Origin of the sequence: Motilibacter aurantiacus (assembly GCF_011250645.1) — a bacterium.
Lineage (GTDB): Bacteria > Actinomycetota > Actinomycetes > Motilibacterales > Motilibacteraceae > Motilibacter_A > Motilibacter_A aurantiacus.
Map to the genome: position 1 here is coordinate 450,472 of NZ_JAANNO010000001.1, position 23,312 is coordinate 473,783.

Below are 23,312 nucleotides of genomic sequence, written 5' to 3' on the forward strand. Positions count from 1 at the left end.
CCCCCTAGCCCAGCACGCTGGTGATGCTCGAGAACGACTGCTGCTGCGACTCGTCGGACCGCTGGTAGGTGGTGCCCGACACCGCGATCGCCTGGCTGATGTCCGAGAGCGCGTCGTTGAGCTTGGCGGCGTTCTCGTTCCAGCGCTGGTGCAGTGCCTGGAAGCTGACCGCCGAGCTGCCCTTCCACGCCGCCGACAGCGGCTCGAGCCGTGACATCAGGCTCGACAGCTGGCCCTGGATCTGCTGGTTGACGTCGGCCACGTGGCGCGACGCCTCCTGCATGGTGTCTAGCTGGGTGCCGTAGGAATCGGCCACGGCGTCACCTCGCTCGTCTCGGCCGCTCGCGCGGCAGCTCCGATGTTGACGGGGCCTTGCGTACCCACCCCGACAGGGCAGCCGAAACCTCCTTCCGGTGAAGAGCGGGCAGATCACCCGTTGGGAACCCACGCAACGCCTCGCTACCGTGACGCTGCGCATCGAGGCGCGGACGCCCGGAGGCCCGGCCGCGGCGGTCGAGACCGCACGGCGTGCCGCCGGGACGGTGCGTCGTCAGCTCGCCTGGTCGGAGTAGCGGAAGAGGTAGTTGGCGGTGACGGGGTTGGACTCCGTCCCGGGGCGCAGCTCGACCTCGATGTGCAGGAAGCCCTCGCGGAGCCCCTGGATGACCCCGAACCCCGAGCCGCCGCCCGCTGCGCCCCCGCCGCCCGGGTCCGGCCCCGCGACGCTCGCCAGGCCCGTCTCGTCGAGCCCGAGCGCCTCGCGGTAGGCGTAGAGCTGCTCGGCGGCCGCGCTCACCGACGGGTAGTTCACGTTCACGACCGTGGAGGAGGGCGGGGCGGTCTTCGAGTCCGGCGGCGGGCTCAGCGGGCTGCCGAGGGACTCGCTGCCCAGGCTGAAGGCCAGCAGCTCCACGGACTGCCCGCCGGGCAGCAGCACCGTGGTGCGGATGCCGTCCGAGCCCTCCGGGCGGTCTTCGAAGTGGCCGTTCTCCCCCGGGAGCATGCCCAGCGACTCCCGGGTGGGCCGCGTCCGCAGGTCCAGGGTCGCCTGCCCGTCGCTGACGAGCGGCGAAGCGGTCGCCGTCGCGGGCTGCGCCCTGTCGCCGTTGTCCTCACCGATGGTCACGCTGCACCCTCCCAGAAGCACCGTCGCGGAGACCGCCAGCCCGAGCGCCGCCCCCGCGCGGGCGGAGCGCCTGTCCCTGGAGCGCCTCACGGCCCGAGGTCCAGGTCGCCGTCGACGTTGATGTGCCAGTCGTCGAGCAGCCGACGCAGGATGTCGTCGTACTGGTTGGCGATCCGCTGCGCCTCGATCCGCGCGGTCACGTCCGAGCCGACCAGGTCTGCGGCCCGGTCGGGGTCCTCGAGCACCTGCTGGTACGCCGGCAGGGTGTCGTTGATGATCATGTCCCACCGGGCGTTGCGGTCGGCGATGTTGAAGTCCGGCAGCGGCGTCTCGACCGTCACCTCCACGTCCGCGTCGACCAGCGGCAGGGTGACGACCGGGATCTCCCCGCTGAACGTCAGCGGGGAGTACTGCCCGGGGGTCTGCGCGCCGGGGATGGAGGGCGCTCCGACCGCGGTCAGGAGGTACGTGAACGCCTCGCCGCTGGGGAAGTGGTCGCGCATCTCGTCGTACTCGTTGGGGATGATCTGCATCTGCTCGCGGCGCAGCAGGGCCTGGTTGCCGGCGGCCAGCATGGCGTCGTCCCCGGTGCGGTGCCCCTGGTCGATCGCGGCCCACGCTTCGCGCGCCCCGGTGTCGAGGACGCCGGCAGCCAGCAGCTCGTCGAGCGCGGCGTTGCCGCCCCCGAGGTAGGCCTCGTGCATCATCCCCTGGTCGAAGAAGATCTCCTTCTGCATCCCGAGCAGCATGCGCTCGTAGTACGCAAGCTCAGCGCCGCCGAGATCGGCCAGGTCCGACATCCCGGCGAGGGCCGGCGGCAGGAGCGGGCCGCCGCCCGGGACCCGGTCCAGCCCGTCGGCGACGCCGCGGGCGATGTCCTTGAACAGGTCCAGGTCCAGGAAGCCGCCGGCGAACGAGGGGCCGATGAGGTTGGCCATGCCGGCCCACTGCAGCTCGGGGTGGTCCAGGAAGAGCTGGCCGTAGTAGCGGTAGACGGCCTCGATCGTCTCCCGGTTCGCCCCGGCGCCGGCCGCCGGGTCCCACGCCGAGAGGTCGATCCCGGCGCGCTCGGCGGCGACGGCGGTCCAGTACTGCCGGAGGAGCCCGGCGTACTGCGTCGGCTGCATGCCCATCGACCGGGCGAGCTCGAGCAGCTGGGCGAGCGTGGCCGAGTCGGTCGGCAGCCCGGCCACGGGGCCGCCGGGGGTGCGGCCGTCGCTGCCGGTGGCGAGGTCGTCGTAGGGCGAGGTCGGGACGGGGACCACGGGCCCGCGCGGCGCCAGGATCGCCGCGGCGCGCACGGTCGCGGCGGCATTGGCGCCCGCCTCGTCCACCGCCTGACGGGCCCCCGTCAGCTCGGCGGTCGCGCGGTCGCGGTCGGCCTGGCCCGGGTCGCGGAAGGGCCCGGTCGCGGTGCCCGCCTGGACGTCGGCGTTGTAGGCGGCCACCGCCTCGTTGGTCCGGCGGACGGCGTCGTTGTAGCTCGTCAGGGCACGGCTCGCCTGCTGCTGCGCGCGCTCGAGGGCGTCGGCGTAGGCCGCGACCGCGGCGGACGCCCGGCGGACGGCGGCGGCCGCGTCGCTCCACGCGCCGGCCGCCCTGCGCCGCACGTCCTCGAAGGCGTCCGCGGCCTTGCCGTCCCACACCCCGGTCGAGACCTTGCCGACGGCGGCGGACGACTCGTCCATGCCTCCGGCGGCGTCCGCGAGAAGGCGGGCGTGAGCGCGTAGCGCACCGACGTCGCCGGGGACCGTGAAGTCTGGCATCAGTCGAACAGGCCGGCGAGCGAGCCGAACATCCGGGACAGGGCGGCGTCCACCTGCGCGTACGACAGGGCGTTCACGCGCAGCCCGTCGCCCATCCGCGTGGTGTCCGTGGTCAGGGCCTGCGCCCCGCGTGCCCAGGACGACGAGAACGTCGCCAGGGCCCCCGCCAGCTCGTCGTTGCCCACGTCACCCGGGGCACCGGAGCCGGCGCTCGCCGCGCGCGCGTCGACCGCCGCGGCCATCGCCGCGCCCGCCTGCCCGAGGTCCTCGACCACCACCCGGAAGCCGCCCATGCCGACCTCCCTTCCCGGAGACCGGACCGGTCACGCGTGCGAGGTCGACGGCGGGAGCCACGCCACCTGGACGAGCTGCGGCCCGACCCGCCGGTCGACGAGCGTCCCCCGGCCCGGGGGCTGCGGTGACGGGCGCACGTCCCCGAGCAGGACGCCCTCGTCCCGGCTGCCCGACAGCACCACGCCGGGCGTCCCGGTCTCGCGCAGCCGTTGGAGCACCGGCTCGAAGAGCGCGCGTCCGGCGCCGCCGCTGCGCCGCGCGAGCACCACGTGCAGGCCGATGTCGCGCGCCTGCGGCACGAGCGGGGCCAGCGGCGCCAGCGGGTTCTCCGACGGGGTCACCACGAGGTCGTAGTCGTCGACCACGAGGAAGAGCTCCGGCCCGCTCCACCACGACCGCGCGCGCAGCTGCTCGGGGCGTACGTCGGGGCCGGGCAGCCGGCGCTGCATGGAGCCCATGACCTCGCTCACCATCGGGGCGAGCGCGGTGCCGGAGGTGGCGTACGACAGCAGGTGCGGGCCCTCGACCACGTCGAGCAGCGTGCGCCGGTAGTCGACGACGATGAGCCGCGCCTCGTCCGGGGTGTAGCGCGAGGTGATGCCTGCGACCAGGGTGCGCAGCAGCGCGGTCTTGCCCGACTCGACGTCCCCGAAGCAGAGGAAGTGCGGGTCGGCGTCGGGGTCGAGCGCGACCAGGCTGAGGTCGGACTCGCGGACGCCCAGCGGGAGCGCGTGCCGGGAGGCGCCCGGGCGCGCTGCGGGCAGCTCGTCCACCCGCAGCATGCGCGGCAGCAGCCGGACCGGCGGCGCCGGAGGGCCGGGCCAGGCGTCCGCGACGGCCTTGACCAGGGCCGACGCGGCGGGCGCCAGCCCGTCCGCCGAGGCCGCCCCGTCCGTGCGCGGCAGCGCGGCGAGGAAGGCGAACCCGTCGCGGGTCAGGCCGCGGCCGGGTGCGCCCTGCGGCACGCCCTGGGCGGTACGCCGGTCCACCTCGGACTCGGCCGGGTCTCCGAGGCGCAGCTCGAAGCGGGTGCCGAGCAGGTCGCGCAGGGCGGGGCGGATGTCCGCCCAGCGGGTGGAGGAGACGACGACGTGCACGCCGTAGCTGAGCCCGCGGGCCGCGAGCGCGGTCACCTGCTGCTCGGCTCCCTCGTAGTCCTGGCGGAAGGCGCCCCAGCCGTCGATCACGAGGAACACGTCGCCGAAGCGCTCGTCCCGCAGCCGCCCGGCCGCCCGCTGCGCCCGGAACTCCGCGACCGACGCGATCCCCAGCTCGGCGAAGCGGGCCTCGCGCTCAGCGAGCACGGTGGCTACCTCGGCGAGCGTCCGGCGGACCCGCTCGGTGTCCAGCCGCTGGGCGATGCCGCCGACGTGCGGCAGCCCCTGCAGCGCCCCGAGCTGGCCGCCGCCGAGGTCGATCGCGTAGACCTGCACCTGCTCCGGGGTGTGGGTGAGCGCGAGGCTCGAGACGAGCGTGCGCAGCAGCGTGCTCTTGCCGCTCTGCGGCCCGCCCACGACCGCGACGTGCCCCGCCGACCCGTCGAGCTCGGCGACGAGCAGGTCGCGCCGCTGCTCCAGCGGCTTGTCGACCACGCCCACCGGCACCCGCAGGGCGGGCGCCTCCCACTCGACCGGCGACAGGCCGCGCGCCGGGTCCGGCTCGAGCGCCGGCAGCAGCTCGTCGAGCGGCACCGGGTCGGTCAGCGGCGGCAGCCACACCTGGTGGGCGGGTGGCCCGGCGTCGCGCAGCCGCTCCACGATGACGTCCAGCACGGTCTCACCGGGCGGCTCGGGCGCGAGGTCCGGCTCCTGCGCGGGCGCGGCCGGCCGGGCGTCCACCGCCTGCGGCTCCAGCGTCCACGGGACGACCGTCCGCTCCTCGCCTCCGGCCACCGAGGCGCGTACCGAGCGCGCGCGGACCGGGCCGGAGACGTACGCCGCCTTGAACCGCACGAGCGTGGAGGTGTCCGCCTTGAGGTAGCCGGAGCCGGGGACGGGCGGCAGCTCGTACGCGTCGGGGACGCCGAGGACGACGCGGCTCTCGGCCGCGGAGAACGTGCGCAGCGCGATGCGGTAGCTCAGGTGGCTGTCGAGCCCGCGCAGCCGGCCCTCCTCCAGCCGCTGCGAGGCGAGCATCAGGTGGATGCCGAGGCTGCGGCCGAGCCGGCCGATCGCGACGAACAGGTCGATGAAGTCCGGCTTCGCGGTCAGCAGCTCGCTGAACTCGTCGCAGACCACGAGCAGCGACGGCAGCGGCGTCAGCGGGGCCCCGGCCTCGCGCGCACGCTCGTAGTCGCGGACCGAGGCGAAGTTGCCCGCCGCGCGCAGCAGCTCCTGGCGCCGGACCAGCTCGCCCTGGAGCGCGTCGCGCATGCGGTCGACCATCGTCAGGTCGTCCGCGAGGTTGGTGATGACCGCGCTCGTGTGCGGCAGGCCCGCCATCCCCGCGAACGTCGCGCCGCCCTTGAAGTCGACGAGCACGAAGTTCAGCGTCTCCGACGAGTGCGTCACCGCCAGCCCGAGGACGAGGGTGCGCAGCAGCTCGCTCTTGCCCGAGCCGGTCGCCCCGATGACCAGGCCGTGCGGCCCCATCCCCTCGAGCGCGGACTCCTTGAGGTCCAGGTCGACCGGCAGCCGGGCCTCGTCCACCCCGAGCGGCACCCGCAGCCGCTCGCGCTGGGCGCGCGCCCGCCAGGTGCGCGTCGTGTCGACCTGCTCCGGGTCGCCGATGCCGAGCAGCTCGGTCAGGCCCAGGTCCGAGGCGAGCGGCTCCTCCTCGGTCCCCGTCGCCAGCCGGACGGGCGCGAGGACGCGGGCCAGCGCGACGGCCTGCGCCGGCGAGAGCGCATCGGCCCGGCCGAGCGGCTCGACGCCGCCACCTGCCGCGAGCACGCCGAGCGGCACCCGCTCGCGGTCCGGCCCGGGGCGCGCGGCACGCCGGCGCCGGGTGGGACGTACGCCGTCGCGGGCCGCCCGCGGTGCCTCCCGCGCCGGCTCCGGCTCGCCCACCACCAGGCGGATCCGCGACCGGTCCGCGTCGACGGCGCGGGCCGCGGCGGCGAGGTCGGCCAGCGGGCGCAGGTCGACGACGGTGACCCCCAGCACCCCGTCCTCGGACAGGGTCTGGGCCTCCGCGCCCGCGATCCCGCCGTCGAGCACGACGACGACGTGCGGGGAGTCGGCCGGCAGCGGCGTGTCGGGGACGAACCGGGGGCGCTCGGCGAGCAGGCCCCCGGACAGCGCCTCGAGCTCCTCGAGCCGGTCGGAGACGAGCCGGACGGGGCCGGCCGCGTCCGAGGCGGTCGGCGACTGCGCGTGCGGCGCCCACTTGACCCAGTCCCAGTCGCCGCGCCGCTCCGGGGAGGCGCAGACCCACAGCTGGAGGTCCTCCGGCGTGTGGAAGGTGAGCAGCTGGGCGACGAGCGCGCGGGCCAGCGGCGCGGTGGCCGACCGGTCCCCGAGGAGGTCGACCCGGGCGAAGGCGCGCAGCGACAGTGACAGCGGCAGGTCGGGCACGGTGGAGTGGGCGCGCACGAACCGGCGCAGCGCGCTGGCCGACAGCGGCTCGAGGTCCTCGTACGGCGCGGTCTCGGCCGGCACGAGCGGCGTCGCAAGCCGCTGGGTGCCGGTGCCGATGCGTGCGACCGCGAAGTCCTCGTCGCCGGGGCGCCGCTCCCACAGCCGGGTGCCGCCCGCCACCGCCCACAGCGCGGCGGGCTCGGGATGGCGCCAGCCGAGCGCCGTCCGCTGCCGCTGCGCGGTCTCGCGCGCCCTGCGGCGGACCTGCGCCAGGTAGCGCAGGTAGTCGCGGCGCTCCGCGTCGAGCTCGGCGCGCTTGCCCGCCTGCGGCCGCCCGATCGTCACCGCCACCATGCCGAGCATGGAGATGCCGAACATGGCGCCGACGATGTAGGTCAGCGCGCCTCCGCCCCGGCCGGCGTACATGAACGCCATCGCGCCCGCGCCGGCCACCATCGGCAGGACGAGCATCAGCTGGCCGAGGCCCTGCCGCACGGTCGAGACCTGCGGGGGCGCGGCCAGCGGCACGTCGCCGGCAGGCAGCTCGGGGGCGTCGGCACGCGGCGGGCGGCGGAAGACGTACGTCGTCAGGGGGGCCTCCCGGGGTGGCGGGCGTCTGCGGCATCCTGCACCACCGCGGGGGCGTCCGCGCGCGCCGGTAGCCTCCGTCGAGCAACCGAGGCGGGCCGCGGGCCCGCCACGTCGAGCGAGCGGAGGTCCGGTGCCCCCGAGGAGCCGTGCGGGCATGGCCCGGGTCACCGTGGTGGCCCCGCACACCCGGGTGGACCTCGCGCTGCCCCATGCCGCGACCCTGGCCGAGCTGCTGCCCGCCCTGCTGCGCGTGACCGGCGAGGACCTGGCCGGCGACGCCCGCCCGGGCGGCGACTGGTCGCTCGCCCGCTTCGCCGAGCCCCCGCTCGACCCCGGGCGGACGTTCGAGGCCCTGGCGCTGCGCGACGGCGAGCTGCTCTACCTGTCCCCCCGCGCCCAGCAGCAGCCGGCGCCGGTCTTCGACGACGTGGTCGACGCGGTCGCCTCGGCCGCCGGCGACCCGCTGCGCCGCTGGGGCCCGCGGGCCAGTCGGCTCGCCGGGCTGCTCGCGGCGGTCGCGCTGCTGGCCGGCGCCGCCTTCGTCGCGTCTTACGCCGCCACGGACGGGGCTGCCTCGACGGCCGTGACCGCGACGGCCACCGCGGCCGCCGGCGGCGCGGCCCTGGTGCTCGTCCTCGTGGCAGCGGTGCTGTCGCGCGCCTTCGGCGACGCCGCGGCCGGGGGCGCGGCCGCCGGCTCGGGAGCGGTGGCCGCCGCTGCCGCCGGCGTGGCCGCGGCGGTCACCGCGGGGGCCCCGGGCGACGGGCGGGCTGCGCTGGCCTGCGCCGGCGGCTCCGTCGCCTTCTCGGCGGCCCTCGGGGCGCTCGCCGTCGGCGACTTCGGGCCGGCCTTCGCCGCCGTCGCCGTGCTCGCCGCGGGGGGCGCGGCCGCCGCGCTCGGCACCGTCGCCCTGGACGCCTCGACCGCCAGTGCCGCGGCCGTGACCGCCGCCCTGGCGCTCGCCCTGCAACCGGTCCTGCCGGCGCTGGCCCTCCGGCTGGCCCGGCTGCCGCTGCCCCGGCTGCCGGCCGACCTCACGGGCGCGGCCCGCGACGACGACGCGCTGGCCGGCGTCGACACGGTCCACCGCGCGGCGGCCGCGTCGCGGTTCCTCGCGGCTCTCGTCGTGGCGCTCGGCGTGCTCCTCGCAGCTTCGGGGGTGCTCCTCGCGATCGAGGACAGCGTCGCGGCCCGCTGGCTGGGCGGGATCGTCGCGGTCGCCGCCGTGCTCCGGTCGCGGACGCACGCCGGGACGCTGGAGCGCGGCGCGCTGCTGCTCGCCGGGGCCGTCCCGGCCGCCGTCCTCGTCGCCCGGCTCGTGGCCGACGCGGCGCCGGCCACCCGGGTCGCGGCCGGCGCCGCCACGCTCTTCGTCGCCGGGCTCGTCGCGCTGTGGGCGACGCTGGCCACCCGCGGGCTGGAGCCTTCGCCGTACTGGTGGCGGGCGCTGGACCTGCTCGAGCTCGCCGCCCTCGTGGCGGTGCTGCCGGTACTGCTCGCCGTCACGGGCTCGTACGGCTACGTCCGGGGGCTGGGCGGCTGACCGGGGCGGCCGCTCATCGGGCTGCCGGCCGGCGCCCCGGGTCGAGTGCGAGGACGCGGTCGACCTGCGGTGCCGGCGCCGGCCGGTGCAGCAGGAAGCCCTGCAGCAGGTCGCAGCCGAGCCGGCGCAGCTGGTCGGCCTGCTCGTCGCGCTCGACGCCCTCGGCCACGACCGTCAGCCCGAGCGCCTTCGCCAGCGTCACCATGCTCGTCGTGATCGCGGTGTCGGTGCGGTCCGTGCCCAGCCCGGTGACGTAGACGCGGTCGATCTTCAAGGTGTCGAACGGCAGCGCGCGCAGGTGCGACATGTCGTTGTGGCCGGTCCCGAAGTCGTCGAGGGCGAGCCGGCAGCCCAGCGCCACGAGCCCGTCCAGGTCGCGCCGCACCACCTCGTCGATCTCGACGACCTGGCGCTCGGTGATCTCCAGGCAGAGCTTGCCCGCGGGAAGGCCGCTGCTGCCCAGGACGTCGGCCACGCACCCGGTCAGGTCGGCAGCCCCGAGCTGGCGGCTCGACACGTTCACCCAGACCTCCGGGGCCGCCGCCCCCAGCCGCCGGTGCCACGCCGCGCCCTGCACGCAGGCCGCGCGCAGCACCCAGGCGCCGAGTGGGACCATCAGCTCGCGGTCCTCGGCGACGTCGAGGAAGGCGCCGGGCAGCAGCAGCCCGTGCTCGGGGTGCTGCCAGCGGATCAGCGCCTCGAGCGCGACGACCGCGCCGGTCCCCGCGTCGAACGTCGGCTGGTAGTGCAGGACGAGCTCGTCGTCGGCCTCGAGCGCGCGCCGCAGGTCCGCGGCCAGCCGCACCTGCCGGAGCGCCCGGGCCTGGTGCTCCGGGTCCGCGAGGGCGAACGTGCCGCGCCCGGCGCGCTTGGCGCGGTACATCGCGGTGTCCGCCTCCCGCAGCAGGTCCGCCCCGGTTTCGTGGCCGCTGCTCACGGCGATCCCGATGCTCGCGGTCACCCGGACCGGGTGGTCGCGGACCGGCACGTCGACGTCGAGCGCCTCCTCGACGCGCGAGGCGATGCCGCTGGCCTCCTCCGGCCCGGCCAGGTCCTCGCAGACCACCACGAACTCGTCGCCGCCGAGGCGCGCCGCGGTGTCGGAGTCGCGCAGGCAGGCGGTCAGCCTGCGGGAGAACTCGACGAGCAGCTCGTCGCCGGCCGCGTGGCCGAGCGCGTCGTTCACGTCCTTGAAGTTGTCCAGGTCCAGGTAGAGCACCGCGACGTGCCCGCCGTGCCGGGCGGACCGGGCGAGCGCGCTCTGCAGGTGGTCGAGGAGGAGCAGCCGGTTGGGCAGGCCGGTGAGCGCGTCGTGCATCGCCTGGTACGCCAGCCGCTGCTCGGCGGCGCGGCGGGCGGTGACGTCCTCGACCTGGGTGATGGCGTACAGCGGCCGCGCGTCGAGGGCGTGGACGACGGACGTGCTCAGCCTGGCCCACACGGCCGCGCCCGAGCTGTGGCACAGCCGGCGCTCGGCGTTCCACTCGGCGGTGAGCCCCCGGGCGAGGTCCTGCACGACGACCTCGCTCGCCGGCACGTCGTCCGGGTGCAGCACCGCGGAGGAGTCGCAGCCGATCAGCTCCTCGGCGGAGCGCCCCAGCAGCGTGCAGACCGTCCGGTTGACGTGGATGATCCGGCCGCGGTTGTGCTCCTCCAGCCCGGTCAGCACCATCCCGGTGGGGGCGTCCGCGAACGCCTGCCGGAACTGCTCCTCGCTCGCGTGCAGCTGGCGCTGCAGTGCGCGGTTCTCGGTCACGTCGCGGATCGTTGCGATCACGGCCGGCCCGTCGTCCAGCACCACGGCGGCGAGGCTGACCTCGACCGGGAGGGCCGAGCCGTCGCTGCGCCGCGCGACGGCGTCCCGCGGCGCGCTCGTCACGGGTCCGTCCGCCCCGTTGCCCTGCGCCCCGGCCAGCCCGAGAGCGTCCGCGCCGGGGACGAGCAGCTCGACCGGCCGGCCGACGAGGTCCGCCGCCGGATAGCCGAACAGCAGCTCGGTGCGGGTGTTCACCTCGCGGACCTCGCCCCTGCCGTCGACCACCACCACAGCGTCCGGGATGCCCTGGAGCAGGCTGCGCTGGCGCTGCTCGCTGGCCTGCAGGCGGCGGGCCGCCTCCTCGCGCTCGTGCTCGTCGAGCACGGTCGCCAGCACCGCGCGCGGCCGGCCCATCGCGTCGTGGACCACGGTCGCGGAGATCAGGACCGGATGCAGGCTGCCGTCCTTGCGCCGGTAGCGGCGCGGCGTGAGCTGGCGCCGGTAGCCCGGAGTGCCCCACCCGCCCATGTCGGCCAGCAGCCGCGCCCTGTCGGCCGGGGCCACCAGGTCGACGATCTGTCGGCCGATCAGCTCGCCCGGCCCGTACCCGAGCATCTGCTCGAGGCAGTGGTTCGTGGTCAGCAGCCGTCCGTCCAGGCTCACCTCGGCCTGCCCCACGGCAGCCTGCTCGAACAGCGCCCGGTACCGCTGCTCGGACTCGTAGAGCCGGGCGCGCGCGCCCTCTGGGTCGTCCACCTCGACCCGGATGGCCCCGACCGCGTACACCTCGCCGTCCTCGTCCCGCAGCGGGAACTTCGTCGTCGCGTAGACGGCGGGCCGGCTGTCCTGGCGGCGGACGGTCTCGAGCAGGTGCACGGCCTGCCCGGTCCGCGCGACCTCCTGGTCACGCGCCATCCACTCCTCGGCGTACGGCCCGAGCTCGGTGGCGCGCCGGCCGAGGATCTGCTCCTGCGTGAGCCCGGTACGCCGGGCCACCTCCCGGTTGACCAGCAGGTAGCGCCCCTGCAGGTCCTTGACCGCCACCAGCGCCGCCGTGTGGGCGAGCAGCGCGTCCAGCAGCCCGCGGGCGTGGGCCAGCTCGGTCGAGCGCTCGATGCCCTGCGCCGACTGGCCGGTCAGCCGCAGCAGCGCCATCGCCTGCCGCCCCAGCGCCTCCAGCTGCGCCCACTGGCCGTCGGTCAGCCGGCGGCGCGCCCGCAGGTCCTGCACCGCCAGCGCCCCGACCGGCCGGCCGTCGGGGCCGCGCAGCGGGACCCCCGCGTAGTAGCGGACGCCGGGCCGCCCGGCCACGGGGGGCAGCTCGGCGAAGCGCTGGTCGGCCGCGGCGTCCTCGATCTCGAGCCGCTCGCCGGTCCCCACGACCACCTCGCACAGGGTGTCGCCGACACACGCGTCGGCGAGGCGCAGCCCGTGGGCGGCAGGGAAGGTCACGCGGTCGTCGACCAGCAGGCTGACCACTGCGATCGGCGCGTCGCACACGCCGGCCGCGAGGCCGGCCAGCTCGCGCAGCTCGCCCGACACCGCGCCGCTCAGCTGCTCGAGCTCGCGCGCGACCGACGGCGGCCGGCCGTCCTCCCTGCCCAGGCGCTCCACGTCGCATCCCCGTTGAGGACGTAGGAATCCAGAACGCAGAGTGTGCCTTTCCCGCGTCCGGCACGCACGGCAATCCGGCGTTTCGCGACCGGCTGCCCGCCCGCCCGCCCTGCCCGGTCGCTCAGCCGGCGGGCTCGGCCAGCCGATGCTCCAGGCTCGTCGGCGCGAGCGTCACCGCCACCGGCGCGCCGCCCCGCGGCAGCAGCACCAGCGCCTGCGCGGGCAGCCCGACGAGGGTCGGGGCGGTCCACGGGTCCACCTCCAGGGCCCGGCAGACCGCGGTCGCCTGCTCCGGGGCGAGCGCCCCGACGAGCGCGACGTCGGCGGCCGCGAGACTGCGCTGCAGCGACGGGTCGAGGTCGCGCAGCACGGTGAGCAGCGCGCGCCACGGCCCCGTGACCGGCCCCTCGGCCGCGGGCGCCTCCCGGCCGGTACGCCGGGCCTCGGCCACGCCGTCGCGCACCACGAGCAGCGGGAAGTGCATGCTCGCGCCGGTCCCCGGGCGTACCGGCCCCTGGACCACGCTCACCCGGCGTGCCGACTCCCCCGCGACCCGGGACACCGAGCGCCATGCGGTCGGGCGGGTCGTGCCCACGGACACCGTCGCCCCGAGCCCCAGCGCGCGGAAGGCGAGCACCCGGGCGAGCTCGAGCGAGCCCACGACCACCCGCGTGCTGCTCCGCCCGAACAGCCGCAGCGCGACGGCCTCGCCCGCGTCCGAGCGGCCCAGCACCAGCCCCGCAGGAGCGGTGCTCAGCGCCGGGACGCCCCCAGGGTCCGGGGGCAGCGGTAGCGCGGGCCGGCCCGCCCTGCCGGTCATCGCTGCCCCAGCCCGGCCAGCGGCAGCGACGCCACGACCCCGGCGGCCTGCTCGCCGTCGAGCCGCAGCAGCCCGAGCCCCGCCGCCCGGGCACTCTGCTCGACCTCGGCCCGTGCGGCGTCGAGGTGGCCGGGCGGGGCGGTGACGCGGACGAGCGCCTGCGCCGTCACGGCCCCGCGGGCGTCCCGGCCGAGCAGCAGGGACGTGCAGAGGGTCGAGGCGTGCGGGGCCGTCACCGCGTCGAGGCCCGCGCCACCCGCCCGCCAGCGGCGGACGGCCCAGCTGGTGTGCGCCGCGCCGGCCCGCTCCCAACGGTCCCAGTGCTCGGCGCCCGAGGCGGTGGCCGAGGCGGACGCCGCCTCCGTGGCGCCCCCCGCCTCGAGCACCGCCTCGAGCAGGCCCGGCGCGTCGAGCACGCGGGCGGGGGCGGCGGGCGTGTCCAGCGCCGCGGCGAGCCGCGCCGCGACCCCGAGCAGGGCGCGCCGGGCGCCCTCCGGGCCGCCGCCCCGGCGGGCGACGGCGTCCGGGCAGCCGGCGGGGTCCAGCCGGAGCGCCACCCACGAGGAGCGGTGGGCCGGCGGCCGGGGGTGGTCGTCGGACGCCACCGTGCCGAGCAGCTCGGCGTAGGAGAAGGCGGTGGGGTCGTCGGCGACGGGCAGCCGCGCGGAAGGGGCGGGCACCGACAGGGTCAGCGCCTGCACGGAGGCCACCCGCTGCTCGGGGTCCTCGAAGACCGCGGCGAGGTCCTCCACGGTGACCGGCCCCGGCTGCCCGGCCACCACCGGGCCGGCCGGCTCGAGCGAGAGCACCGCGGCCCAGCCGCCCGGGTCGACCGCGAGGCCCACCCGCTCGCCGGAGCGGTCGCGGGCCTCCTCGACGCGTACGCCCGGCAGCAGCGTGCCGAGCGGCGCGAGCCGGGGCTCCCGGGCGGTGACCGCAGCCCTGCCGGTGGCCCGCCGGCGGAAGCGGGCGGCCACGCGCAGGTGGTCGGAGAGCCAGCGGCCGCGGCGCCGGCCCAGCGTGAGGACGACGAGCAGCAGCGCGACCGGCGCGGCGACCGCCAGGGCGAGCGCCGACCGGGCCGCGGCGAGGACGGCGAGCGCGACAGCGGCCTCGCAGACGACGACCCGCGTGGCGAGCGGCCGCCCGGCCGCGACCGCGGTGCCGACGCGGCCGTTGCCGCCGGGGCCCGGCGGGAGCGTGGCGCCGCGCCCGCCCGAAGCGCGGCTCCGGCGTCCGCGGCCTGCGAGCGACGTCGACAACGGCCCTCCGGTGCGAGCAGGCCGGCGCGGGGCACCGGTCGGACGATGGGGGTCGCCATGCTAGGCGGCAGGCGTGAGGGCGGTGCCTGCCCGGGCTGCCCCGCCGCGTCCTTAGGCTGGCGGCCCGGCCACTCCCGGCCGGAGGACACCTGCAGGAGGGACCCGCTCGATGCGCTCGCGCAGGGACCAGCTGCACGCGTACCAGTTCCTCGCCCGGCGCACGACCGACGCACTGGTGGGCGGCGACGCGGACGGCTTCGGTCCCCCGGTCGCGCGCATCACCCGGGCCACGTTCGCCGGGGCGATGCTGTCCGTGGTCGTCCTGGCCGGGTTCGGGGTCTTCGGGCTGGTCCGCCCCGGCTCGGCGACCACGTGGCGGGAGGCCGACGGCGTCGTCATCGAGCGCGACACCGGCGCTCGCTACGCGTGGTTCGACGGCCGGCTGCACCCGATGCTCAACTACGCGTCCGCCCGGCTCGCCGTCGGCGGCGAGGGCCGGGTGTCACGGGTCTCCGCCGAATCGCTGGAGGGCGTGCCGCGGACTCCCACGGCCCTCGGCATCCCCGGCGCGCCGGACGCGCTGCCGGGCCCCGACGACCTCGTCGCCGGCCCGTGGACCGCGTGCTCGGCGCCGGTGGCACCGGCCCCCGGTGCCCTGCCGACGCTGGCCGGGGCGCGGCAGGACGCGCTCTACGTCGGCGTCCGCGTCCCGGCGACGCCGCTCGCGCCCGACGAGGCGCTGCTGGTCACCGCCGGGGAGGGCGCCCCGCAATGGCTGGTCTGGCGGGGCGTGCGCCTGCAGCTGCCCGACCCGCGGGCGGCGGTGCCGCTCGGCGTCGGCGACGCGCCCGCCCGCCCCGTGGGCGAGGCCTGGCTCAACACCCTGCCCCAGGGCCCGGACCTCGCCTTCCCCGCCGTCAGCGGCCGCGGCAGCGCCGGGCCGCAGGTCGGGGGCGCCGCCACCCGGGTCGGCACGGTGCTGCGGGCACGCGGAGCCGCCGGCGACCAGTACGCGCTGGTGCTCGCCGACGGCGTCGCGCCGCTCACCCCGCTCGCCGCCGACCTCGTCCTCGCCGACCCCGACGTCGCCGCCGCGTACCCCGGCTCCACGCCGGCCCCCGTGGACGTGGCGCCCGAGGCGCTGACGGCCGCGCCACGGGCCACCGCCCCGCCTCAGCTGGAGCGGCTGCCCGCGACGCGGCTGCGTCCCGCGGACGTCGACCCCCAGCGGCGCGTGCTCTGCGTGGCGGTCGCGCCGGCCGCCGGCGCGAGCGGGCAGCCCCAGGTCGCGGTCGCGGCCGCGCTGCCCGGCGGGACGGTGCCGACCGTCCCGGCCCCGGCCGCCACGCCCGCAGCAGGGGCGCCCGCCCGCCCCGCCGCGCCTCGTCCGGCGACGGCGGACCTCGTCGCGCTGCCACCGGGCGGCGTGGCCTACGCGCAGTCCGAGCCGGCCCCGGGCGTCGGCACGACCCGCTACGTGGTGACCGACGCGGGCCGCCGCTTCGCGGTCGCCGACAACGACGCCGCCGCGGCGCTGGGATACGGCTCCACCGCCCCGCTGCGCGTGCCCCCTGCGTTCCTCGCCCTGCTTCCCGAGGGCCCCGCGCTCAGCCGTCAGGAGGCCGGCCGGCCGGGCTGACCCCGCGCAGCGCCTCCACCGCCGCGGCCGAGGAGTCGGCGCGGACGGCTGCCGGAGCGTCGTCGAGGCGTCCCGGACGCCAGGCGCGCGCCCGGCCGCGACGGGCCGCGGCGACCAGTCCGAGCGCGAGCAGGGCCGCGGCCAGCCCGCCTGCCGCCAGCGCGGCCGCGACGGCCCGGCCCGGGCGCGCGCGGGGGGCGGGCTCCGGCGCGAGCACCGGCCCCGCCACCACGGCGGGGGCCCGGGCCCCGGCCGGCTCCCGGGAGGCGGCCGCGCGCTCGCCGGGCAGCGTGGCGGCCACGGCGGCGTACACGTCGAGCACCCCGGCCCCGATCCCGGCCCGGGCGCCGAGGGCGGGGGGCGTGGCGGTCGCCTCGATCCGGGCCTTCACCTGCGCGGCCGTCAGCCCCGGCCGGTACGCCCGCACCAGCGCCGCAGCTCCGGCCACGAGCGGCGCCGCGAAGCTCGTGCCGGTCGCGACCGCGTAACGCCCGGGCCCGTTCGGCCCGGCCGTCACCACGTCGGCTCCGGGAGCGCCGATGTCGACGTAGCCGGCCGCGTGCGAGGTGTCCGCCCGCGCGTCGTCCGGCCCGGTCGAGGCCACCGCCAGCACCTCGGGGTACGCCGCCGGGTAGTACGTCGCGTCCGTGCGCTGCCGGGCCTGCGGCTCGTCGTTGCCGGCGGCCGCGACGACCAGCACGTCGCGGGCGGTGGCGTAGCGGACGGCCGCACGCAGCGCAGGCGTGCCCGTGTCGGAGGTGGCGGAGACGTTGACGACGCGGGCGCCAGCGTCGGCCGCGGCCCGGATCGCGCGGGCCAGGCCCGCGGTGTCCCCGCGACGGCGGCCGTCGACGTCCTCGGTCTGCCGGATGCTCAGGACGCGGGCCGCGGGCGCGATCCCCGCGAAGGGCGTGCCGGGCAGCACGCGGCCGGCGATCAGGCTCGCCACCTGCGTCCCGTGGCCGCTGCAGTCCTGCGTCGACGGTCCGCCCGGTGCGCCCAACAGGTCCGGCCCCCGGACGACGGCCCCGCGCAGGTGCGCCGAGGACGCGTCCACGCCGCTGTCCACCACCCCCACCGTCACGCCGCCGCCCTGGCTCAGGTGCCAGGCCCGGCCCGGCTGGAGCCGGCGCAGCTGCCAGGGCTCGGCGGTCTCCTCGTCCGGGGTGGTCGCGCACTCCCGGTCCGGCTCGACCGCGGACGCCGGTCCCGGCACCGCGGCGGCGGGGAGCAGGGCGGCCGCGGCGAGGGCCAGCGCCCGCAGCGTCTTCACGGCTGGCACGCAGGGCACGCTACTCGGCGGCCCCGGCCGTCGCGCCGAGCACCCGGACCGCTCGTGCCGTCGTCGCCCGGGCCGCCAGCTGGTCGTCCGCGGGATAGCGCACCTCCTCGAGCACCAGCCCGTGGGCGGGCGCGACCGCAACCCCGGGGTCGCGCAGGCCGGCGTCGAGCACCCGCCGCGGCCACTCGACGTCACGACGGCCGTCCCCGACCGCGAGCAGCCCACCCATCAGCGCCCGCACCATCGAGTGGCAGAAGGCGTCCGCCACGAGCGTCGCCACCGCGCGCCCGGTGGCGTCCCGCTCCCACTCCAGGCTCAGCAGCTCCCGCACGGTCGTGGCGCCCTCGCGGGGCTTGCAGTACGCCGCGAAGTCGTGCTCGCCGAGCAGCAGCCGGGACGCCAGCTGGAGCGCGGGCAGGTCGAGCGGGCGGGGGTGGCGCAGCACCCAGCCCCGCTCCAGCGGGTCGGCGGTGCTGTCGTCGTCGCGCACCCGGTAGGCGTAGCGCCGCGACACCGCGGAGAAGCGGGCGTCGAACCCGGGCGGGGCAGGAGCGGCCCGCCGGACGCGGATGTCGTCCGGCAGCATCCGGGCCAGCCGCCGGACGAGCGTGGCCCCGGTGCGCGCCCACGCCTCGGCCGGGGCGTCGACGTGGCACACCTGCCCGCGGGCATGCACCCCGGCGTCGGTACGCCCGGCGACCGTCAGCTGCACCGGCTCCCGCCAGACCAGCCCGAGCGCCTCCTCCAGCGTCCCCTGAACCGTGCGCTGCCCGGGCTGCCGGGCCCACCCGGCGTACGCCGTCCCGTCGTAGCCCAGGTCGAGACGGACGCGCACCGGCGGGGCGGGGGCCGCAGAAGCGGCGAGCCCGCCGCCCCCGGCAAGGGGGGCGACGGGCTCGTCGTCGTGCGGGTGCTGCTCGGTCACGCCTTGTTCGGGTCGTTGTCCGGGTCTCCCTCGGCCTGCGACTCCTCGGTGGCACCCGCCGTCTGCGCGGAGGTGCCCTCCTCGGCCGCCTGGTCGTCGCCCTCGGGGGCGGACACGTCCGTCGCCGGGGTCTCGTCGCTCGCCGTCGTGCTCTCGTCAACCACGCTCTGCTCCTCCGCGGGAACCTGCTCGCCAGCATCGGTCGCAGCAGAGGTACCCGCAGCGGCGGCCGCCTCACCCGTGGAGACGTTGCCGCGCGCGGCGCGCGCCGTGGCCGCCTCGGCCTCGCCGACAGCGGTCTGCTGCACGGTGAGGGCCTCGACGAGCTCGATGATCGCCATCGGGGCGTTGTCGCCCGAGCGCGGGCCGATCTTCACGATGCGGGTGTAGCCACCCGGGCGGTTCGCGAAGCGCGGGCCGATCTCCGTGAAGAGCGTGTGCACGATGCTCTTGTCGCGGATCACGGTGAGCACCTGCCGCCGCGACGCCATGTCGCCCTTCTTGGCGAAGGTGATGAGCTTCTCGGCGTACGGGCGCAGCCGCTTGGCCTTGGCCTCGGTGGTCTTGATCCGGCCGTGCTCGAACAGCGAGGTGGCGAGGTTGGCGAGGAGAGCCTTCTCCTGCGCGGGGCCGCCGCCGAGGCGCGGGCCCTTGGTGGGCGTGGGCATGAGTGGCTTTTCCTTGTCAGTCTCGGGTCACGGAGTCGCTGTCAACCGCGAAGAGCGGGGTGCAGATGGCCGGAAGGCCGAACGGTGCTGAGCCTAGAGGCTCAGTACTGCTCGTCCTCCGCGAAGGCCGCGTCGTCGTCGGTGCCGAAGCCCTCGACGGCGGCGCTCGGGTCGAACCCGGGCGGGCTGTCCTTGAGCGAGAGGCCCATCGTCGCCAGCTTGGCCTTGACCTCGTCGATGGACTTCGCGCCGAAGTTGCGGATGTCGAGCAGGTCGGCCTCGCTGCGGCTCATCAGCTCGCCGACGGTGTGGATGCCCTCGCGCTTGAGGCAGTTGTAGGACCGGACCGTGAGCTCGAGCTCCTCGATCGGCATGCCGAGGTTCTCGGCGAACGCCTGGTCCTGCGGGGACGGGCCCATGTCGATGCCCTCGGCCTCGACGTTGAGCTCGCGGGCCAGGCCGAAGAGCTCGACGAGGGTCTTGCCCGCGCTGGCCATCGCGTCGCGGGGCAGGATCGAGGGCTTGGTCTCGACGTCGACCACGAGCCGGTCGAAGTCGGTGCGCTGCTCGACGCGGGTCGCCTCGACCTTGTACGTCACCTTGAGCACCGGCGAGTAGATCGAGTCGACCGGGATGCGGCCGATCTCCTGGCCGGGCTGCTTGTTCTGCACGGCCGAGACGTAGCCACGACCGCGCTCGACGGTCAGCTCGATCTCGAGCTTGCCCTTCTCGTTGACCGTGGCGATGTGCAGGTCGGGGTTGTGCACCTCGACGCCCGCCGGCGGCGCGATGTCCGCGGCGGTGACGGCGCCCGGGCCCTGCTTGCGCAGGTACATGACGACCGGCTCGTCGTGCTCGCTGCTCACGACGAGGTTCTTGATGTTGAGGATGATCTCGGTGACGTCCTCCTTCACGCCGGGAACGGTCGTGAACTCGTGGAGGACGCCCTCGATGCGGAGGCTGGTGACCGAGGCACCCGGGATCGAGGAGAGCAGGGTGCGGCGGAGGGAGTTGCCGAGGGTGTAGCCGAAGCCCGGCTCGAGCGGCTCGATGACGAACCGCGAGCGGTAGTCGGAGATCGGCTCCTCAGCGAGGGTGGGCCGCTGGGCGATGAGCACGAGGTTTCCTTCCGGCGGCGTCCGCCATATGACGCCGCGACGAGGGAATGGCGGTGTCCCGGGGCCGCCCGTGTCGGACGCGGCCCCGGGACACTGGGATCACTTGGAGTAGAGCTCGACGATCAGCTGCTCCTGGACCGGCGTGTCGATGACCTGCCGGGCCGGGAGGGCGTGGACGAGGATGCGCATCTGGTTCGGGATGACCTCGAGCCAGGCCGGGACCGGGCGCTCGCCGGCCGTGGCACGGGCGACCACGAACGGTGTGAGCTCGACCGAGCCGGCGCGCACCTCGACGATGTCGTTCTCGGTGACGCGGTACGACGGGATGTCGACCTTCTTGCCGTTGACCAGGAAGTGGCCGTGGCGGACGACCTGGCGCGCGGCGTCACGGCTGGGCGCGAAGCCCGCCCGGTAGACCACGTTGTCGAGCCGGCTCTCGAGGATGCGGAGCAGGTTCTCGCCGGTCTTGCCCTGGCGCTTGTTGGCTTCCTCGTAGTAGCCCCGGAACTGCTTCTCGAGGACGCCGTAGATGCGAGCGCACTTCTGCTTCTCCCGCTTCTGCAGGAGGTACTCGCTGTCCTTGGTCCGGCCCCGGCCGTGCTGGCCCGGGGGGTAGGGACGGATCTCGATCGGGCACTTCGGGGACTCGCACTTGCTGCCCTTGAGGAACAGCTTCATCTTCTCGCGACGGCAGCGCTTGCAGTCCGCGCCGGTGTAGCGGGCCATTACGTGTTCTCTCCTACGTTCGTGGGCGCGTCAGACGCGGCGGCGCTTGGGCGGGCGGCAGCCGTTGTGCGGCACCGGCGTGACGTCCTGGATCGAGCCCACCTCGAGGCCGGTGGCCTGCAGCGAGCGGATCGCGGTCTCACGGCCCGAGCCCGGGCCCTTGACGAAGACGTCGACCTTGCGCATGCCGTGCTCCTGAGCACGGCGGGCGGCGGCCTCGGCCGCCATCTGCGCGGCGAACGGCGTCGACTTGCGCGAGCCCTTGAAGCCCACGTGGCCGGCGCTGGCCCACGAGATCACGTTGCCCTGCGGGTCCGTGATCGAGACGATGGTGTTGTTGAACGTGCTCTTGATGTGCGCGTGGCCGTGCGCGACATTCTTCTTTTCCTTGCGGCGCACCTTCTTGGCGCCGCCGGCCTGCTGCCGGGTCCTGGGGGGCATGTCTGCTCTCGCTCCTGGAGGTCGTCGGTCTCTTCCGTGCCGGAGAGGCCGTACGGAAGGACTACTTCTTGCCGGGCTTCTTCTTACCGGCGATCGCGCGGCGGGGGCCCTTGCGGGTGCGCGCGTTCGTGTGGGTGCGCTGGCCGTGGACCGGCAGGCCGCGGCGGTGCCGCAGGCCCTGGTAGCTGCCGATCTCGACCTTGCGGCGGATGTCCGCGGCGACCTCGCGTCGGAGGTCACCCTCGGTCCGGTAGTTGCCCTCGATCCAGTCGCGGAGCCGGACGAGGTCGTCCTCGGCCAGGTCACGGACGCGGGTGTCCGGGCTGACCCCGGTCTGGGCCAGCGTCTCCTGGGCACGGGTACGACCGATGCCGTAGATGTAGGTCAAGGCGATCTCCACGCGCTTCTCGCGCGGGAGGTCGACGCCGACGAGGCGTGCCATGCGGTATGCGTCTCCTGGGTAGTACGGAGGTCCTGCGCAGCGCCGTTCCCGTTCCTCGGCCGGGCCTGTCCTCCTCGCAGGCCGTCGGTTGGAGCGGGTCCCCGGCCTCCGTGCCGGGGGTGTCGTCCCGCGGATCTCCCCGCGGGGGTCGGGACGCTACGTCCTACGCCGGCGCCTGCCGCCGGATGGCGACGGAGCCGGGTCGAACGAGCCGGCCGGTCGGTGCAATCGACCGGGTCGGCGGACGGGGGCGAGCCCCGCCGGTGCGGGCGGGCCGGGGCCCGCCCCGCTCAGCCCTGCCGCTGCTTGTGGCGCGGGGTGGCGGAGCAGATGACCATGACCCGGCCGTGACGGCGGATCACCTTGCACTTGTCGCAGATCTTCTTGACGCTGGGCTGGACCTTCATGGAAATGAACCCCTGGACGTCTCGCCGGTGCGCGGGAGGCACGCCCGGATTCGTGTCGTTGGCTACTTGTAGCGGTAGACGATGCGGCCGCGGTTGAGGTCGTACGGGCTGAGCTCGACGACCACCCGGTCCTCGGGGAGGATTCGGATGTAGTGCTGGCGCATCTTGCCCGAGATGTGCGCGAGGACCTTGTGCCCGTTAGCGAGCTCGACCCGGAAGAATGCATTGGGCAGAGACTCGATGACGGTGCCCTCGATCTCGATGGCCCCTTCCTTCTTGGGCATGTCCTCCGCAATCCGTGGCGTGATCGAAGTAGCTTGATGGTCTACCGTGCGTGGCCGCCGGAGCTGCTGCGGGCTGACGTCTGCGACGCCGCCCACCCGTGACACTGTGCCTGCACGAGACGAACGCTGCGCGTGCACATGACAGACCCACGGCCGACATAGAAGTCTACGTGACGAGGCCCCAGCGTCCAAACCCGGTCGCAGCCACCCGTGCCGGTGCCGTCGCCACGGCGCTGCGGTCGCCCCCCGGCCGGGCCGGCGCGGCTCAGGCCGGCGTCGACACACCCAGCGCTGCGAGCCGCTCGCGGCCCCCGTCGGGAGCGGTCAGCACCCAGGGGCCCTCGGCGGTCAGGGCGACCGTGTGCTCGAAGTGGGCGGAGAGCCGGCCGTCGGCGGTCACGACCGTCCAGCCGTCCTCGAGCTCCTCGACGGCGTGGGTGCCGAGCGTCAGCATGGGCTCCACCGCGAGCGCCATGCCGGCGACGAGGTGCGGCCCGCGGCCGGCCCGCCCGACGTTGGGGACGTGCGGGTCCATGTGCATCTGCGAGCCGATGCCGTGCCCGCCGTAGCCCTCGACCACGCCGTACGCCCCGCGCCCGCGGGCCGCCTGCTCGACCGCCGCGGAGATGTCGCCGAGCCGGCCGCCGACGACCGCCTTGGCCAACCCCGCCCACATCGCGTCCTCGCACGCGGCGAGCAGGCCGGCCTGCTCCGCCGTGGGCACCCCCACCGTCACCGTCACCGCGGAGTCGCCGTGCCACCCCTCGTAGATCGCGCCGCAGTCCATGGAGACGACGTCTCCGGCCTGCAACCGCCGTCCGCCCGGGATGCCGTGGACGACCTCCTCGTTGACCGACAGGCAGGTCGAGGCCGGGAACCCGTGGTAGCCGAGGAACGAGGGCACCGCTCCCGCCGAGCGGATGACCTCCTCGGCGACGGCGTCCAGCTCCTTGGTGGTGACGCCGGGCGACAGGGCACGGGTCATGGCTGCGAGCGCGTCGGCCACGACGAGCCCGGCCCGGCGCATCAGCTCGATCTGCTCGGCGGTCTTCAGCTCGATGTCGTCGCGACGGCGGAACACTCGCTGGTC

General features: G+C 76.2%; 20 protein-coding genes. 2 read left to right on the forward strand and 18 right to left on the reverse strand.

Going from position 1 to position 23,312, the window contains the following annotated elements:
• Window positions 1-4: 4 nt before the first annotated feature.
• The 5 genes from G9H72_RS22185 to eccCa form a co-directional block, all read right to left on the reverse strand.
• Window positions 5-316, reverse strand: coding sequence for a WXG100 family type VII secretion target (locus G9H72_RS22185; RefSeq protein ID WP_166166604.1), 312 nt, complete (start codon window positions 314-316; stop codon window positions 5-7).
• Window positions 317-550: 234 nt separating this feature from the next.
• The gene (locus tag G9H72_RS02010; protein WP_166166607.1) at window positions 551-1,126 is read right to left on the reverse strand and encodes a hypothetical protein; all 576 of its coding nucleotides are present in this window, start codon (window positions 1,124-1,126) and stop codon (window positions 551-553) included.
• A gap of 86 nt (window positions 1,127-1,212) precedes the next feature.
• Window positions 1,213-2,892: a putative T7SS-secreted protein gene (locus G9H72_RS02015; protein ID WP_166166610.1), complete on the reverse strand. Its 1,680-nt coding sequence runs from the start codon at window positions 2,890-2,892 to the stop codon at window positions 1,213-1,215.
• Entirely contained in the window at window positions 2,892-3,185 is a 294-nt protein-coding gene (locus G9H72_RS02020; RefSeq protein WP_166166613.1) for a hypothetical protein, read from the reverse strand. Before G9H72_RS02020 ends, G9H72_RS02015 begins: the two co-directional genes overlap by 1 nt.
• 30 nt (window positions 3,186-3,215) lie before the next feature.
• On the reverse strand, window positions 3,216-7,295 hold the full coding sequence (gene eccCa, locus G9H72_RS02025; RefSeq protein ID WP_196790708.1) for a type VII secretion protein EccCa: 4,080 nt from the start codon (window positions 7,293-7,295) through the stop codon (window positions 3,216-3,218).
• Window positions 7,296-7,449: 154 nt separating this feature from the next.
• Between eccCa and eccD the strand changes: the two genes are divergently transcribed.
• Window positions 7,450-8,838 (forward strand): type VII secretion integral membrane protein EccD, encoded by a 1,389-nt coding sequence (gene eccD / locus G9H72_RS02030; protein WP_166166619.1) that lies wholly within the window; start codon window positions 7,450-7,452, stop codon window positions 8,836-8,838.
• Between the two features lie 13 nt (window positions 8,839-8,851).
• Here the strand turns inward: eccD and G9H72_RS02035 are convergent, their stop codons facing one another.
• From G9H72_RS02035 to eccE, 3 genes are all read right to left on the reverse strand, one after another.
• The gene (locus G9H72_RS02035) at window positions 8,852-12,208 is read right to left on the reverse strand and encodes a PAS domain S-box protein (RefSeq protein ID WP_166166622.1); all 3,357 of its coding nucleotides are present in this window, start codon (window positions 12,206-12,208) and stop codon (window positions 8,852-8,854) included.
• A 121-nt stretch (window positions 12,209-12,329) separates the two neighbouring features.
• Window positions 12,330-13,028, reverse strand: coding sequence for a hypothetical protein (locus G9H72_RS02040; protein ID WP_166166625.1), 699 nt, complete (start codon window positions 13,026-13,028; stop codon window positions 12,330-12,332).
• Complete coding sequence (eccE, locus tag G9H72_RS02045; RefSeq protein ID WP_166166628.1) at window positions 13,025-14,290, reverse strand: type VII secretion protein EccE; 1,266 nt, start codon at window positions 14,288-14,290, stop codon at window positions 13,025-13,027. Before eccE ends, G9H72_RS02040 begins: the two co-directional genes overlap by 4 nt.
• A gap of 169 nt (window positions 14,291-14,459) precedes the next feature.
• Between eccE and eccB the strand changes: the two genes are divergently transcribed.
• The gene (eccB, locus tag G9H72_RS02050) at window positions 14,460-15,929 is read left to right on the forward strand and encodes a type VII secretion protein EccB (RefSeq protein ID WP_166166631.1); all 1,470 of its coding nucleotides are present in this window, start codon (window positions 14,460-14,462) and stop codon (window positions 15,927-15,929) included.
• Here the strand turns inward: eccB and G9H72_RS02055 are convergent.
• The 10 genes from G9H72_RS02055 to map all read right to left on the reverse strand — a co-directional run bounded on the left by G9H72_RS02055 (window position 15,898) and on the right by map (window position 23,303).
• A complete protein-coding gene (locus G9H72_RS02055; protein ID WP_166166634.1) occupies window positions 15,898-17,211 on the reverse strand; it encodes a S8 family serine peptidase in 1,314 nt (437 codons plus the stop codon). The two genes, eccB and G9H72_RS02055, sit on opposite strands and share 32 nt — an antisense overlap.
• 10 nt (window positions 17,212-17,221) lie before the next feature.
• On the reverse strand, window positions 17,222-18,046 hold the full coding sequence (gene truA / locus G9H72_RS02060) for a tRNA pseudouridine(38-40) synthase TruA (protein ID WP_407939538.1): 825 nt from the start codon (window positions 18,044-18,046) through the stop codon (window positions 17,222-17,224).
• Window positions 18,047-18,132: 86 nt separating this feature from the next.
• Entirely contained in the window at window positions 18,133-18,804 is a 672-nt protein-coding gene (gene rplQ / locus G9H72_RS23305) for a 50S ribosomal protein L17 (RefSeq protein ID WP_166166640.1), read from the reverse strand.
• Between the two features lie 101 nt (window positions 18,805-18,905).
• A complete protein-coding gene (locus G9H72_RS02070) occupies window positions 18,906-19,922 on the reverse strand; it encodes a DNA-directed RNA polymerase subunit alpha (RefSeq protein ID WP_166166643.1) in 1,017 nt (338 codons plus the stop codon).
• Window positions 19,923-20,021: 99 nt separating this feature from the next.
• The gene (gene rpsD, locus G9H72_RS02075) at window positions 20,022-20,648 is read right to left on the reverse strand and encodes a 30S ribosomal protein S4 (RefSeq protein WP_166166646.1); all 627 of its coding nucleotides are present in this window, start codon (window positions 20,646-20,648) and stop codon (window positions 20,022-20,024) included.
• A 30-nt stretch (window positions 20,649-20,678) separates the two neighbouring features.
• Complete coding sequence (gene rpsK, locus G9H72_RS02080; RefSeq protein WP_166166650.1) at window positions 20,679-21,089, reverse strand: 30S ribosomal protein S11; 411 nt, start codon at window positions 21,087-21,089, stop codon at window positions 20,679-20,681.
• Window positions 21,090-21,150: 61 nt separating this feature from the next.
• A complete protein-coding gene (gene rpsM / locus G9H72_RS02085; RefSeq protein WP_166166653.1) occupies window positions 21,151-21,531 on the reverse strand; it encodes a 30S ribosomal protein S13 in 381 nt (126 codons plus the stop codon).
• Between the two features lie 290 nt (window positions 21,532-21,821).
• Entirely contained in the window at window positions 21,822-21,938 is a 117-nt protein-coding gene (gene rpmJ, locus G9H72_RS02090; protein WP_166166656.1) for a 50S ribosomal protein L36, read from the reverse strand.
• A gap of 62 nt (window positions 21,939-22,000) precedes the next feature.
• On the reverse strand, window positions 22,001-22,222 hold the full coding sequence (gene infA / locus G9H72_RS02095) for a translation initiation factor IF-1 (RefSeq protein WP_121194827.1): 222 nt from the start codon (window positions 22,220-22,222) through the stop codon (window positions 22,001-22,003).
• Between the two features lie 265 nt (window positions 22,223-22,487).
• Window positions 22,488-23,303 carry a type I methionyl aminopeptidase gene (gene map, locus G9H72_RS02100; RefSeq protein ID WP_166166659.1) on the reverse strand — a complete coding sequence of 272 codons (816 nt, stop codon included), beginning with the start codon at window positions 23,301-23,303 and terminating at the stop codon, window positions 22,488-22,490.
• Window positions 23,304-23,312 lie beyond the last annotated feature (9 nt).